This window comes from Blautia luti, assembly GCF_013304735.1.
GTDB lineage: Bacteria > Bacillota > Clostridia > Lachnospirales > Lachnospiraceae > Blautia_A.
The window spans coordinates 58,986-71,785 of record NZ_JAAITI010000011.1; the positions used below are offsets into that span (position 1 = coordinate 58,986).

The window sequence follows — 12,800 nt, forward strand, 5'->3', positions numbered from 1 at the left end:
TAATAAAACCTTATAGGGCAGCAAAATATACCGCAGGTTTCCCAAACCATAAAGATCAACAGATTGGAGAATATATGAGATTAAGAAGTCAATCCGCACGGACTTTATTATACGAAGAAGTAGTAGAAGAACTTTACAGGCTGATCGACGAGAAGCATATCCAGCCAGGAGGAAAGCTTCCGCCGGAGAGAGAACTGATCGAACAGTTGAAAGTCAGCCGGAATGTTCTGCGAGAAGCTTTTCACGTTCTGGAAACCAGAGGCGTGATCGTTTCCCACCAGGGAAAAGGAAGATTCTTAAGAGAACAGCCAGGCCATGGCTCAGAGAAACGTACAGAAAGTCTCAGCAAAAATCTGGAACGTTATTCCATGCTGGAAGCGTATGAAGTACGTCAGGTTCTGGAAGTAAAAGGTGTAGAGCTGATCATCCGCAACGCTTCAGAAGAGGATATTGATGATCTGGAAAAAGCCTACAAAAAAGTGGAACACACCTACGAAACAACCGGAACTACAACCGGAGAATTTGAATTGCACAAACTCTATGCAGAAAAAACAGGCAGCATGTTTATGACCCAGACCCTGGAGCTGGTGCTGAATGCCATTCTGGATATGATGTACGGGCAGTTTTATGACGTGCTGGAAGCTACATCGGAGAAGCAGGAGCTGGAATCCCACCGACAGATCATCGACGCGATCCGCAGGCGGGATACCGAGGCAGCACAGAGACTGATGCATGAGCATCTTCAGGTTACGATGGATATGCTGAAAGAAAATTGATTAAATATGCATTCAGGCAAAGCTGAAAAATAATTAAAAATTAAAAAACCGTTGACGAAAAGCACCTTCGGGTGCTATTCTTTATAAACAAGTGGGTGACCAAGTGAACAAATATTAATTCAAAAAGAATGAATATGTATTCAGACGATAATTCACAATCCAGAAAGAACAGAAAGGAATACACAATGGGAAATTTGAAATGGCCGGAAGGTAAAAAATGTGCGGTAATGTTTACCTTCGACGTAGACGGAGATACCACCTGGGAAAACGGAAACCGTGGACTTCCAAATGGTGAGAAATACATCAAATCCTTATCCGTAGGCCAGTACGGACCGAAGCGTTGCGTGGACCGTATCCTGGATATGCTGGAGAGTTACGGTGTAAAAGCTACATTTTTTGTACCGGGATTAACAGCAGAGCGTTATCCGGAAGTGATCACGAGGATCGCAGAGGCAGGACATGAGATCGGACATCATGGATACGCACATGAGAGATTTGCGGGAAAAACAACAGAAGAACAGATTGAGATCATTGAGAAAACACAGAGGATTTTTAAAGATCTCATTGGTCACGAAGTAACAGGATTCCGTACACCATCCGGTGACTGGGCAAAGATCACACCACAGCTTCTGTACGAGAGAGGTTTTCGCTATTCAAGCTCCATGCGTGGGGATGACAGACCATACCGGACTGTGATAAACGGTGAAAAAACTGATTTTATCGAAATCCCGACGAAATGGGAAGTAGATGATTACGTGGCCATGGCCTATAATATGTATCCGGCAGAACCGGCAGGCCAGGATCGAATTTCCAGTTATCGCCTGGTAGAAGATAATTTCATGAGAGAATTTCGCGGACACTATAGAGAGGGACTTTGTATTTCCTACATGAGCCATCCGCAGGTGATCGGATCTCCTGGAAGGATCCAGATCCTGAAACATATGCTGGAGCAGATCACATCCAAAGAGGATGTCTGGGTAGCAACCGGAACAGAAGTTTCAGACTGGTATCGAAGCCATTCAGAAGAACAGGAGGAAAAATAAGGATGAAACTGGAAAGACCAAAGTGGCCGGAAAACAAAAAATGCAGCGCCATGATCACCATCAACCTGAATGCGGAACTGTTCTGGCTGCAGTTAGATCCGACCTGCAAAGATATGCCAAAGACTCTTTCTCTTGGCCAGTATGGAATGACAAGAGGTGTGGACCGTATCCTGGAAGTTCTGGAAGAACGTGGAATCCGCGCAACATTTTTTACTCCGGGATGGGTAGCGGAGCAGTATCCGGATAAGCTGAAAGCCATTGTGGAAAAAGGCCACGAAATTGCGGCGCTGGGATATCACCATGAACATATGGCACTGTTATCCGAAGAAGAGCAGGAAAGCGCCATCAAAAAAGGAATCCAGGCCATCGAAAAAGTATGTGGCGTTACACCGAAGGGATTCCGTTCCCCGGAAGGCGAGCTGACACTGGACACTTTACGGATCGCAAAGAAAAACGGGCTGGTGTATTCCAGCAATCTCTGCGATGACGACAGACCATACTGGAAAGACCTGGGAGAGGATAAGATCCTGGAGATTCCTATTCACTGGGTTAATTATGATCTTCCGTATTTTGCATTCAACTATCATCCGGCATTTCCGGCAGGACAGGGCAGGATCGCGAATTATACAGGAGTTCTGAATAACTGGAAAGATGAATTTTTCGGATGTCATGAATATGGCCTCTGCTATGTTCTGCAGCTGGATCCGGCAGCCATCGGTGCACCGGGCAGGATCGGACTTCTGGAAGAACTTCTGGATTATATTGAAACTTTTGATGGTGTATGGTGGACAACCGGTGAGGAAATGTATGAATACTGTCTGAAAAGCAGTCAGGATCGGTAAGAGGGCATACATATAACGGGAAAAGAAGGGAGAGCATTCATGGCTCATATATTTGAACTGGTAAATCAGCTTTTTGCACAGGTAGTTCCGGTGGCGGATTTTCTCTGGGACTTTCCGACAAACATTGATGCGTACGCAAACATTCCGATCCTGGGGCAGCTGTCTATTGCATTTCTGCTTCTTCTTGGCGGAAGTTTGTATTTTACTTTACGGTTTGGTTTTGTGCAGGTAAAAGAATTCAAGACAGGAATCCGTCTTCTGACTTCCAAACAGCAGGCAAAGGTTGGAACTTCCCAGCTGGCAGCTTTTCTGGTCAGTATGGGCGGCCGTGTCGGTGCCGGAAATATTGTCGGCGTAACCGGAGCGGTAACTATTGGAGGACCGGGAGCGATCTTCTGGATGTGGGTTTCCGCATTCCTGGGGATGGCAACCTCTTTCTGTGAGGCAACACTGGCACAGATCTTCAAAGAGAGAAAAGGCAACGAATACGTAGGCGGTTTTACCTTCTATATCCAGAAGATCTGGAAAAACAAAGCATGGATCGGTGCCGCAATGTGTATCATGTATCTGATCTACAACATGCTGAGTATTCCGGTACATACCTTCCATGTATTTACAGCAGTAAGCTCCATTGCAGATGAAGTAACTGGAAAAACAACGCAGGTAACAGATCCGCTGTATTATGTCATTGCTATTGCGATCATCGTGATTATCGCTGTGATTACTTTTGGTGGAATTAAAAGCGTAACAAAATTTTCCGATGCGGTTGTACCGGTTATGGCAGGTTTATATGTTTTAATCGTGCTGGTACTGATTGTTCTGAATATTGGAAAAGTACCGGGATTTTTTGCAGCTGTATTTGTGGGAGCATTTAAACCAAGCGCTATTTTCGGCGGAGCATTTGGTGTGGCTATGGCGCAGGGACTGAAACGAGGACTTTTATCCAATGAGGCTGGTATGGGTACCGCGACACAGGCTTCCTCTATTGCAGATGCCAATCATCCATGCGAGCAGGGATTCATTCAGTCCATCGGTGTATTTGTAGATACGATCGTGATCTGTTCCCTGGCTGGTTTTGTGGTAACTGCAGGTGCCATCTGGAATAATCCGTCTATTGACTGGGATGTGATGAAAGCCAACAAGATCGGAACTTTCCTGACTTCAGTCAAGGAACTGGTACCAGGTGACGGAATCCTGGATGTGATCGTATTTATCATCGTGGTTGTTGCATTTGGATTGTTTGCGTTTACAACACTTCTCTGTGACCTGACTTACACAGAGATTGCGGCAAACAAGATTTCCAAGAATAAGAAATTTATCTACTTTACAAGATGCCTTGGCGCGCTGATCTTTGTTCCTCTTGGAACTCTGACTGTACTGTCCGGACTTCAGCTGGATAACCTGTGGTATGTATCTGACCTGATCAATGTAATTTTGATCTTCGTGAACATCCCTACACTTCTGGTTGGAAGAAAACTGGTTACCAAAGCATACGAAAATTACAAGAAAAATCCAGGCAAGCGTTTTATTGCGTCCGAGATTGGTGTAGAATCGGATGTATGGACTATTGAAGCAGCAAAAGAAAGCAGGTAAAAAATGAAAATAAAAGTGATCATGTCGGACAAGGCCATGAGCCGGGAAACCATGGATGCAAGGGAGCGTATGCTGAAAGCGGCACTTTCTTCCGATGCGGAAGTTTCTGTGGACTGTATCAAAAAAGGCCCGGATGAACTGGACTGTAATACAGACGAAGCTTTTGCGGCAGCGGAAATGGTGAAGGAGAGTATCCGTGCGGAAAAAGAAGGATACGATGCCATTGTGATCTACTGTTTCAGCGATGTGGGGATTGATGCCATCCGTGAAAATGTAAGAATTCCGGTGATTGGTCCCGGAGAAACCAGCCTGGCTGCGGCAAGTATGATCTGTAACCGTTTTACGGTGCTGACTTCGGAGAGTATCAATATTCCGAGAACCTACCGTCGTCTGATGCGAAACGGCATTGCCAGAGAAAAGATGGCAGCAGTCCGGGCACTGGATATTCCGATCGGAGAACTGCGCACCAATCCGGAGGCTACAGAAAAATATCTGAAAGCTGTCTGCAAAAAAGCAGTGGAGGAAGATCATTCCGACGGGATCATCTTAGGTTGTCTTGGAATGGCAGGATATGGAGAAAAGCTGGAAAAGGAACTTCCGGTGAAGATCATTGATCCGGCATTTCTGGCGGTTGCGTATGCGGAATTATGTGTAAGAGTTGGAATGCGGCACATTCCGGCAGTTTATCCGGTTTTTACAAACAGCAGCAATGTAGAATTATAAACTGAAAAACAACAGAGCAGAAACACTTTCCGGATTGGATCCGGAAGGTGTTTTTTTGCATATAAAACAGAGATATGAAACTTGTAAATGTCCGATATTTACGGCATAATAACTTTACAGAATGTTTTTAGGAGGAATCACAGTATGAGGAAAAAAATCAGAGGTCTGATAGCAATGGTTATCTTATTGATCTGCTTTTCAGTTCCGGCAGCAGCGGCAACAGAAAGTTTTCGTTTTGAGCAGAAAACGGATTCTGTGCAGGTAGGAAAAACCAAAGAGCTGACTGTTTACAACAATGGAAGAAAAGTAGATCCAAAGAAGGTTCAGTGGAAAAGCAGCAATCCAAAGCTGGCAGCTATATCCAATGGAAAAGTTACCGCAAAAAGCTGGGGAAATGTTCAGATTTCTGCGGTTTATGGAGGAAAAAAAATTTCCTGTAAAGTGTATACATATAATCAGATCATATACACAGATTTTACCGGATATAAAACAACCCCGATAAAAACAAAAAAGGGAAGAACAGTACAGCTGAAGCCGGAAAAACATGGAAGCACAGTGTTTTATAAATCTTCGAACACGAAAATCGCAACCGTTTCATCCAGTGGTGTTGTAACACCAAAAACAACAGGAACTGTAAAGATAACCTGTATATCTTTTGGAAAAAACAGATATATCGCATCTGCAAAAGTTGTGGTTGGAGCAGAACTGAAATCCATTTCGACTTCTTCAGAAATTGTAATGAATAAGGGGGAACAGAAAACGCTGAAAGTGACTGTTCATCCAGCAAATGCATATGTAAGAACAATAACTTATGCCACATCCAACAGCGCTGTTACAGTATCCAAGACAGGAAAAATCACAGCAAAAGCTCCCGGCCTTGTGAAGATTACAGTGACGGCAGATGGTGGGAAAAAGATAAAGAATACCATACAGGTATATGTCCAGGACAAAAAGACAGGCACATCCAATACACCGCTGAATGGAAGTACCGGTATGATTCTGCACAGAGGATTAAGTCTGGAAGCACCGGAAAATACACTTCCTGCATTCAACCTTGCAGGGCAGAGAGGCGCGGAGTATGTAGAAACGGATGTACGACAGCTGAAAGACGGGACATTTGTGATTTTCCATGATTCTAATCTGCTTCGTATGTGTGGCGTTGATAAGAAAATTGAAAATCTCACATATCAGGAAGTAAAGAAGTATCCGGTTATTGCGGGAACAAATGCTTCTGCATATAAAAATAATACGATTCCTACACTGGAACAGTATCTGCAGTGCTGTAATAAATATTCCATGACGCCCGTGATCGAAATCAAATCAAATCTGAATCAGAACGGTGTTGCAAAGTTCAATCAGATCATAAAAAAATCCAGAAAAAGTCCAGTTGTGATCTCGTTTAAGGAAGAACCACTGATCATGTTCAGGCAGATAAATAGAACTGTAAGCATACAGTGGATACTCCGGGATCAGATTACCAGTGCAGCGCTGAATGAATGTGTCAGATATAAATTTGACATAAGTGCCCAGTATGGATGTACCTACAGAAATATAATAGCCAAAGCACATTCGAAAAATATTAAAGTCGCATTGTGGCTGTTTACGGATTCCAGTATTGCAGACTGTTATAAAAACTGGGGTGCAGATTACCTTACCTGTGAGAGAATGATGTAAGACGCATCAGGAAGGAGGTGAAACGGTATGGAAACAGAAATGTCAGGAAGATTGCTTATTACCGGAGATCTACATGGTGACACTGCGGCATTAACGATGATTGCCAGACAGCTTCGAGAGGGAGATGCATTATTTGTTGCCGGAGATTTTGGGTTTGTATTCTGGGATAACAGAGATGAGCATGTATTTTTGGATGATATAGACCGGTTTCTTCAGAAAATAAACGGATATATTATTTTTGCGGATGGAAATCATGAAAATCACCGTGCACTGAATAAATTCCCCGTTGAACAATGGAATAACGCCAGAGTTCATATGATCCGAAGCAGGATCATTCATGTGCTTCGAGGAGAAGTCCTCTCTCTGAAAGGGAAACGGATATTTTGTTTTGGAGGAGCTTTTTCCATAGACAGGGCATATCGTACCCTGAACAAAAGTTACTGGAAGGAAGAGGTTCCTTCTGAGGAAGATTATGAGAACGGAAATAAAAATCTTAAGGCCTGTGACTATAAGGTAGATTATGTGATTACACATACCTGTCCGTTAAATCTTATACCTTCACTTGGCGGATATCACTCAGCGATGGAAGAATGGCAATTGCAGAATTATCTGCAGTATGTAAATGAGACGGTATATGATTCACTGACCCGGTGGTACTTTGGGCACTGGCACAGAGATCAGGAATTTGGCGAAAAGTTCCGGGTGATCTATCTGGATCTTGTAGATATGGAAACGGGAAAAAAGATCTGGTGATTATCCTTGCTTTTATACTGGTATCGGGCTATACTAATGAGACATATATCTGATTAATGGAGGGTTTTACAAATGAAAATTGCAGCAACATACGACAACGGAAATATTTTCCAGCATTTTGGAAAAACGGAGTTTTTCAAGGTGTACGAGGTAGAGGATAACAAGGTTGTTTCCAGTGAAGTGATCGGTTCCAATGGTACCGGACATGGTGCACTTGCAGGACTTCTTGCAGAGCAGGGAATCAGCGTTCTGATCTGTGGAGGAATCGGCGGTGGAGCACAGAGTGCACTTGCTGAGGCTGGTATTGAGTTATGTTCCGGAGCACAGGGTGATGCAGATGCGGCTGTAGAGGCTTATCTGAAAGGTGAGCTGGTATCTACCGGTGTGAACTGTGATCATCATCATGAGGAGGGACATTCCTGCGGAAGCCATGAAGATGGACACTCCTGCGGCGGTCATGAGGAAGGACATTCCTGTGGAAACTGTGGCGGCGGATGTGGTTCCCAGCCGGCGATCACAGGTCCTAACGTTGGAAAAACCTGCCGTACCCATTACAGAGGAACCTTTAACGATGGAACACAGTTCGATTCTTCTTATGACCGTGGCGAGCCGCTGGAATTCATCTGCGGAGCCGGTCAGATGATCAAAGGCTTTGACGCAGCAGTTGCAAACATGGAAGTAGGACAGGTGGTAGATGTTCACCTGATGCCAGAAGAAGCTTACGGAATGCCGAATCCGGATGCCATCTTTACTCTTGAGATCGCACAGCTTCCAGGTTCTGAGGATCTTACTGTAGGACAGCAGGTATATCTCTCCAACCAGTACGGACAGCCGTTCCCGGTTAAAGTAAACGCAAAAGATGAAAAGACCATTACTTTCGATGCCAACCATGAGATGGCAGGTAAAGAGCTGAATTTCAGAATTGAATTAGTAGAAGTAAAATAATCAGAAACAGTGGGAGGTGCTGTATGGGAGCATATGGCATCTCTCTTTTTGTCTGAAGGAAGGTGGGTTTTCCGGTGAGGATTTCTATGATACCATTTGGACTGCTGTCCGGTTTTATGGACAGTAAAGAAATACGGATCACAGAGCTGGGAGAAAATGGATTTCGGTTTCGGCTTGCAGAGGAATGTCCGGAGCCGGAGCGGTTTCTGATCTGTTTTTATGATATGAAAAAAGCCGGGTATCGGAAGGTGGAGATCCGGAAGTTTGAAATGAACGCAGTGGCGGGGACTTCGGCAGCGGAAGAGTGGTGCGTACAGGAAAATGATGGCTCTTTTTTCAGGGAATATTCTGTGAGAGTAGAACAGAAAGACTATATGGAAGAAGTTCAGCGTCTGGCCGGAGAGTACAATAGATATATTCGCCTGAAACTGGAGGGCGATGATGGAGAGCTGGCGAAGGCACTGACCGGTTATCCTGCGGAACTGGATGAGGTGCATTGTGAGAGCCTGGAAGAGCAGAGGAAGCTGTGGTTTGGAGAGAATTCCAGTTCTATAAGACAAAATCCGGATGCAGATCAGAGTGTAGAAGAATCATTTTTGGACAAAGAAACAGAGTTTGCCCTGGAACTGAACAATACTTCTCTGTATGAAGAATATCTGCGTCAGCTGTTAAAGGATTTTCTGGCGTCTTACTGGCAAAAGAATTATCTCACTCACAGCTGGCTTGCAGGCCGGACACCGGAGAGATTTTATATTGGAAATCAGTTTTGCCATAACCTGTTTCCCACAGAAGAACAGCTTTTTTCTATTATGGATAAAATGCGATCGGAAGGACTGGAGATCACGCTGGCATTTTCTTATATCCGGGAATTTATGCTTCCTTCTGTGGGAAAACTTCTGGAAAAAGTGGATAACTGGTGCTGTATTCATGGGATGAATGTGGAAATCGTAGTTAATGACTGGGCCGTGGCGGAAATGCTTCATGGAAAAACATCTCATTTGTGTCCTGTTTTTGGGACACTGCTCAATAAACGGAAAAAAGATCCGCGGATGAAATATAAATCCGGTGATATCTCATTGTTTCAGCGGAACAGTCTGAATGCGAAGTTTTACCGGGATTTTCTGGCGAAAGAATTTCATATCCACAGATATGAATGGGAATCCTGCGGGTACCCACAGGAGTTTCCACCTGGGAAAAACAGTCTTCATCTGCCTTTTTATCAGACAAATACTTCCCAGTATTGTCCGCTGTATGCCCTGTGTACTACAGGGGATCGTGGCATGCAGCAGCTTGCAGAATACTGTCCGAAATTTTGCGAAAAATACGCACTGCTTTACCCGGAACATTTACACATGATGGGACGGTATAACTCTCTGTTCGGTGTGGATAAAACATTTCTGGAGTCACCGGAAATGTGGAAAAAAATAAAGGGAATAAAACCGGACCGTATTGTTGTGAATCTGTGACAGGGAGGAAAGAACTATGAAAATCACAGCTGGATTAGGGTCCATAGATGAATATGAACGTTTCGTGCAGGCAGGAGCAGATGAATTTTTCTGCGGCTATGTTCCGTTTTCCTGGGCGGAAAAATATGGCACGATAATGCCGTTAAACCGCAGAGAAGTTCTCTGCTACAATGTGCAGCTTGGCGCATACAGTGAGCTGGAGATCCTTTCCCATATGGTGAAAAAATATAAAAAGCCGGTACATCTCACCTTCAATTCTCTGTATTATCTTCCAGAACAGTATCCGGAGATCGGGGATATTATAGAACAGTGCATGGAACTGGGATTTCGAAGCTATATCCTTGCAGATCCGGCACTTCCTGTTTATCTGAAAAACAGGGGGATTTCCTGCGAGATCCATCTCAGCGGAGAGACGGGGGAAGTGAACAGTGAGATGGTAAAAATGTTCCGGCGTTTTCCGCTGAAGCGGATAATTTTTCACCGGAAAAATACATTCCAGGATATGCAGTCCGTGATCGCAGCAGAGAGAGAGGAGGAAAAACAGGCAGGCATCCGGCCGGAAGAGGGGATGGAATTCGAAGCTTTTGTGCTCAACGAAATGTGTCAGTTTACGGGGGCATTCTGCAATTCTCTGCACTGTGATGAGATGGGATATCTTTGCAGGGTACCTTACTGGCTGGGTACTGTGCGGGATGACGATGTTATTCCCGAAAAGATGCGGGATCTTCAGGCACAGGTCTGGGAGCGGGAACCAGATCCATCTGCTTATGATGACACAGACTATCTTTGCGGAGAAACAGGCTGTGGTTTATGCGCTCTGTACAAGATGAGGCAGGCGGGGATTACCCATCTCAAGCTGGTCGGCCGTGGAAATTATGTGGGTCATATGGAAAAAGATATCCGGAATTTACGAAAAGCGCTGGACATTCTGGAAACTGCGGAAAATGAGGAAGGATTTCAGTGTACGATAAAACGTACAGTGTTCCCCTATGGGTGCAGCGGAAGGTGTTATTATCGATAACAGAGTGTGATAGTTTTCGGTTGAAGTTGCAGTTTTGGGCGGGGTATTATAATATTAAATACTAGTACAGGATCAGGAAAGGATATTGCGAATTTATGCTGAAACAGTTTTTTAAATATATTTTTCAGAGTATTGCAGGTATGATCGGAATATCGGTTTATATTCTGGCGGATACTTTTTTTATATCGGTTCATTCGGGAGCGGACGGGCTGGCGGTCCTGAATCTGATTCTTCCGGTGTATGGTGTGGTGTATGCCATCGGGGCGATGATCGGCATTGGCTCGGCCACCAGATTCGGAATCAACAGAGCCAAGGGTGAAAATACGGATCACTATTTTCTCCAGTCCGTTTTCTGGAGCGTTCTGTGCAGCGTGCCTTTTATTATCACAGGTATTTTTGCACCAGAGAAATTTCTGCATCTTCTTGGCGCAGATGCGGGTCTGACTGCCCTTGGAAAAAGCTATCTCCGGATCATGCTGATCACTACACCATTGTTTATGACAAATTATACGTTTACCGCGTTTGCCCGAAACGATCAGGGAACGTCCACAGCCATGACCGGCGCAATTTCTGCCAGTTTGTTTAATATTGTGTTTGATTACATTTTTATGTTCCCTATGAAGCTGGGACTTGCGGGAGCGGCACTGGCGACAGCCATTAGCCCTGCGATCACCATGGCCATCTGTACCACCCATTACCTGGGGAAAAAGAATCACGTGGGATTCCGGTGGGTACGGCCTTCCATCCGTCATCTGGTTTCCTGCTGTCAGCTTGGAATTTCGGCTTTTGTGGGAGAGCTTTCCTCAGCGATTATTACGATCATTTTTAACATGCTGCTTCTTGGAATTGCGGGAAATGTAAGCGTGGCAGCTTATGGAGTGGTGGCCAATCTTTCTCTTGTTGCAATGTCCATCTTTAACGGACTGGCACAGGGAGCACAGCCTCTTATCAGCAAAAGCTACGGAGAAGGACAGCGTGACCATGTAAAAAGCCTGCTTCGCTGGAGCCTGATCGCCAGTGCAGTGCTGGAAGCGGTGACGATTCTGGTGGTGTGGGGATTTACGGACAACCTGATCGCTGTTTTTAACAGTGAAAATAATCAGCAGCTTCTGGATTATGCCCATGTGGGACTGCGGATTTATTTCCTGGGATTCCTGTTTGCAGGGATCAACATTATGCTGGTGGCATATTTTTCGGCAGTGGACCGTGCTGTTCCGGCAATTACCGGATCTCTTATGCGTGGAGTGATCGCCATTGCCATCAGTGCGGTGATCCTTTCCAGACTGTTTGGGATCAACGGAGTGTGGAGTTCATTTTTGAGCTCGGAGATCATTACCTTTGTCGTACTTCTTGTGCTGGCGAAGGCAGGGGAGAAAAGAGGATTAAAAAATGAAATTTGATCGTGTAAGAAAAGAAGAGGCAGATACCGTTTTAAAATTATATCGTTCGTTGCTGGGAACGCCCTACTGTGTGTGGACAGAAGACTACCCGACAGAAAAAGAGGTGGAATTTGATTTTTCCAGAGATGCCCTGTTCTGTATGCGTGACGATGACGGGAATATCATAGGTGTGATTTCCATTGATGATGATCCAAACGTGGAATGTCTCACATGTTGGTCGAAAACCATGGTGCCGTCAGCGGAAGTCTCCCGGGTGGGAGTATACCAGGAATTTCAGAACCAGGGAATTGCCCGGAAACTTCTCGTGGGCGTGATGGAAGAACTGAAGAACCGGGGATATCAGGCCGTGCATCTCCTTGTTGCAAAAGATAATGTAAAAGCGCTCCGTTCTTATGATAAGCTGAATTTTGAGAGCGTGGGAGAGTGCGAACTCTGGGGACATATGTACTGGTGTTATGAGAAAGCATTATAGAAAGAATTGAAAAAAATATGCACTTTTCAGACTGGGTATTGATGAACAACCAGTAAGGGAGGTGCATATTTTTGTATAAATCGCAAGTGCTT

Annotated in this window: 12 protein-coding genes; all 12 read left to right on the forward strand. The window is 44.7% G+C overall.

The window, feature by feature from the left end:
* Positions 1–74 precede the first annotated feature (74 nt).
* The 12 genes from G5B06_RS08135 to G5B06_RS08190 all read left to right on the forward strand — a co-directional run bounded on the left by G5B06_RS08135 (position 75) and on the right by G5B06_RS08190 (position 12,708).
* On the forward strand, positions 75–776 hold the full coding sequence (locus G5B06_RS08135; protein WP_173771716.1) for a FadR/GntR family transcriptional regulator: 702 nt from the start codon (positions 75–77) through the stop codon (positions 774–776).
* A gap of 185 nt (positions 777–961) precedes the next feature.
* Complete coding sequence (locus G5B06_RS08140; protein ID WP_173771718.1) at positions 962–1,819, forward strand: polysaccharide deacetylase family protein; 858 nt, start codon at positions 962–964, stop codon at positions 1,817–1,819.
* Positions 1,820–1,821: 2 nt separating this feature from the next.
* On the forward strand, positions 1,822–2,661 hold the full coding sequence (locus G5B06_RS08145; RefSeq protein ID WP_148448316.1) for a polysaccharide deacetylase family protein: 840 nt from the start codon (positions 1,822–1,824) through the stop codon (positions 2,659–2,661).
* A 39-nt stretch (positions 2,662–2,700) separates the two neighbouring features.
* Positions 2,701–4,254 (forward strand): alanine/glycine:cation symporter family protein, encoded by a 1,554-nt coding sequence (locus G5B06_RS08150; protein WP_202030844.1) that lies wholly within the window; start codon positions 2,701–2,703, stop codon positions 4,252–4,254.
* A gap of 3 nt (positions 4,255–4,257) precedes the next feature.
* Positions 4,258–4,977, forward strand: a complete 720-nt coding sequence (locus G5B06_RS08155) for an aspartate/glutamate racemase family protein (protein ID WP_173762903.1) — start codon at positions 4,258–4,260, stop codon at positions 4,975–4,977.
* Between the two features lie 144 nt (positions 4,978–5,121).
* A complete protein-coding gene (locus tag G5B06_RS08160) occupies positions 5,122–6,651 on the forward strand; it encodes a glycerophosphodiester phosphodiesterase family protein (RefSeq protein WP_173771720.1) in 1,530 nt (509 codons plus the stop codon).
* 27 nt (positions 6,652–6,678) lie between these two features.
* Positions 6,679–7,404, forward strand: coding sequence for a metallophosphoesterase family protein (locus tag G5B06_RS08165; protein WP_173771722.1), 726 nt, complete (start codon positions 6,679–6,681; stop codon positions 7,402–7,404).
* 72 nt (positions 7,405–7,476) lie between these two features.
* The gene (locus G5B06_RS08170; protein WP_021975855.1) at positions 7,477–8,349 is read left to right on the forward strand and encodes an FKBP-type peptidyl-prolyl cis-trans isomerase; all 873 of its coding nucleotides are present in this window, start codon (positions 7,477–7,479) and stop codon (positions 8,347–8,349) included.
* 86 nt (positions 8,350–8,435) lie between these two features.
* On the forward strand, positions 8,436–9,815 hold the full coding sequence (locus G5B06_RS08175) for a hypothetical protein (protein ID WP_173771724.1): 1,380 nt from the start codon (positions 8,436–8,438) through the stop codon (positions 9,813–9,815).
* A 16-nt stretch (positions 9,816–9,831) separates the two neighbouring features.
* Positions 9,832–10,836, forward strand: a complete 1,005-nt coding sequence (locus G5B06_RS08180; RefSeq protein ID WP_173771726.1) for a U32 family peptidase — start codon at positions 9,832–9,834, stop codon at positions 10,834–10,836.
* Positions 10,837–10,931: 95 nt separating this feature from the next.
* Positions 10,932–12,236: an MATE family efflux transporter gene (locus G5B06_RS08185; RefSeq protein ID WP_118063389.1), complete on the forward strand. Its 1,305-nt coding sequence runs from the start codon at positions 10,932–10,934 to the stop codon at positions 12,234–12,236.
* On the forward strand, positions 12,226–12,708 hold the full coding sequence (locus tag G5B06_RS08190; RefSeq protein WP_021975851.1) for a GNAT family N-acetyltransferase: 483 nt from the start codon (positions 12,226–12,228) through the stop codon (positions 12,706–12,708). The genes G5B06_RS08185 and G5B06_RS08190 overlap by 11 nt, the downstream gene beginning before the upstream one ends.
* Positions 12,709–12,800: the final 92 nt, after the last annotated feature.

Excerpts from the sequence above, each read along its gene's own strand:
- G5B06_RS08135 (WP_173771716.1), top strand. The coding sequence starts at position 75 with ATGAGATTAAGAAGTCAATCCGCACGGACTTTATTATACGAAGAAGTA.
- G5B06_RS08140 (WP_173771718.1), top strand. The coding sequence starts at position 962 with ATGGGAAATTTGAAATGGCCGGAAGGTAAAAAATGTGCGGTAATGTTT.
- G5B06_RS08145 (WP_148448316.1), top strand. The coding sequence starts at position 1,822 with ATGAAACTGGAAAGACCAAAGTGGCCGGAAAACAAAAAATGCAGCGCC.
- G5B06_RS08150 (WP_202030844.1), top strand. The coding sequence starts at position 2,701 with ATGGCTCATATATTTGAACTGGTAAATCAGCTTTTTGCACAGGTAGTT.
- G5B06_RS08155 (WP_173762903.1), top strand. The coding sequence starts at position 4,258 with ATGAAAATAAAAGTGATCATGTCGGACAAGGCCATGAGCCGGGAAACC.
- G5B06_RS08160 (WP_173771720.1), top strand. The coding sequence starts at position 5,122 with ATGAGGAAAAAAATCAGAGGTCTGATAGCAATGGTTATCTTATTGATC.
- G5B06_RS08165 (WP_173771722.1), top strand. The coding sequence starts at position 6,679 with ATGGAAACAGAAATGTCAGGAAGATTGCTTATTACCGGAGATCTACAT.
- G5B06_RS08170 (WP_021975855.1), top strand. The coding sequence starts at position 7,477 with ATGAAAATTGCAGCAACATACGACAACGGAAATATTTTCCAGCATTTT.
- G5B06_RS08175 (WP_173771724.1), top strand. The coding sequence starts at position 8,436 with ATGATACCATTTGGACTGCTGTCCGGTTTTATGGACAGTAAAGAAATA.
- G5B06_RS08180 (WP_173771726.1), top strand. The coding sequence starts at position 9,832 with ATGAAAATCACAGCTGGATTAGGGTCCATAGATGAATATGAACGTTTC.
- G5B06_RS08185 (WP_118063389.1), top strand. The coding sequence starts at position 10,932 with ATGCTGAAACAGTTTTTTAAATATATTTTTCAGAGTATTGCAGGTATG.
- G5B06_RS08190 (WP_021975851.1), top strand. The coding sequence starts at position 12,226 with ATGAAATTTGATCGTGTAAGAAAAGAAGAGGCAGATACCGTTTTAAAA.